At 72.3% G+C, this 1,222-nt stretch carries 2 protein-coding genes; both read left to right on the top strand.

Annotated features, from left to right (window positions below):
* Nucleotides 1-741, top strand: a 741-nt coding sequence (locus GV155_RS20120) for a hypothetical protein (RefSeq protein WP_201300401.1), incomplete at its 5' end; no start/stop codon positions are given.
* On the top strand, nt 738-1,222 hold a 485-nt coding region (locus GV155_RS20115), incomplete at its 3' end, for a hypothetical protein (RefSeq protein ID WP_201300400.1). The genes GV155_RS20120 and GV155_RS20115, both read left to right, overlap by 4 nt.

Genomic DNA, 1,222 nt, shown 5'->3' with positions numbered 1-1,222 from the left:
GCCCGTCCCCGCCGAGTCATCAGCAACACCCGCGGCCACGCCGGCGCCGACGTCGACGAGAGCTCCATCGTCACCGCCTACCGCAACGGCGCTACCGCACCCGACCTCGCCAAGACCCACGGCTGCGGCCCCAAGCGGATCCGCGCCATCCTCGACCGCCACAACGTGCCCCGCCGCGACGACCGAGCCACCCGATCCGGCGGCACCAACCGCATCCAGCCCGACCCCGAAACCGTCGCCACCATCCGGCGCCTCTACGTCGACGACGAGCTCTCCATCCGCGAAGTCAGCACCCACACCGGCCACGACGTCCGCGTCGTACGCCGCATCCTCACCGACGCCGGCGTCACCATCCGCCCGCCCGCCTCCGAGGCCAACGCCACCGACCTCACCCCCGACCAGGAGCGCGAGGTCGTCGCCACCTACCTCAAGGGCGACCAGTCCCTCATCGAGGTCGGCCGGCAGTTCCACATCCGCGCCGAGCGAGTCCGCGGCCTCGTCACCGCCGCTGGCCACAACGTCCGCCCCAAGGGCGGCCCGCAGCGCGGGTACGCCGAGCGACTCACCGAGCTCGGTGTCACCGCCGCCGAGGTCAAGCGGTGGGCCCACGCCCAGGGCATGGCCGAGGCCCCCACCAACGGCCGCGTCCGCTCCGACCTCGTCGAGGCCTGGGCAGAGGCGCACCCGACCAGCACGACCACCACCTCGAGCAACACCGACATGGCAGGAGACGCCGCATGACCGACCACACCGCACGCGTACGCACCAAGGGCCTCGACGGCACCGGCTGCACCGAAGAGCTCGCCGCCGAGATGCACTCCCGCCGCGGCGCGCACTACATGGCCATCGTCGAGGTCAAGGTCGACGCCATCCACGAGACCTCCGACGGCAAGCGCTCCGTCGACCTCGTCATCACCCAGTTCGAGCCAGCCGCCGCCCAGGGACCAATGGCCGACCAGCTCGACTCCCACCTGCGCAACCTGACCCGCACGACCTACCAGAACCGCGCCCTGCACGCCGACGACCAGCAGCTGCAGATCGACACCCAGGACGACCTCGAGCCCACCGTCGAGCAGGTCGTCGCCGCCGGCCGCGGCCTCGAGCTCGCCCCCGAGGACCTGGACGACGACGAGGACCCGGACGACGAGCACGACGAGGACACCGACGAGGACACCGACGTCGTGCCCATCGAGGAGCCCGCCGGCGAGCAGCCCCCCTGGCC

The sequence above is a fragment of the Nocardioides sp. AX2bis genome (assembly GCF_902506435.1).
In the GTDB taxonomy this organism is placed as follows: Bacteria; Actinomycetota; Actinomycetes; order Propionibacteriales; family Nocardioidaceae; genus Nocardioides.
The sequence above is the reverse complement of the archived record's forward strand: the minus strand, read 5'-3'. Positions and strand labels throughout refer to the sequence as shown.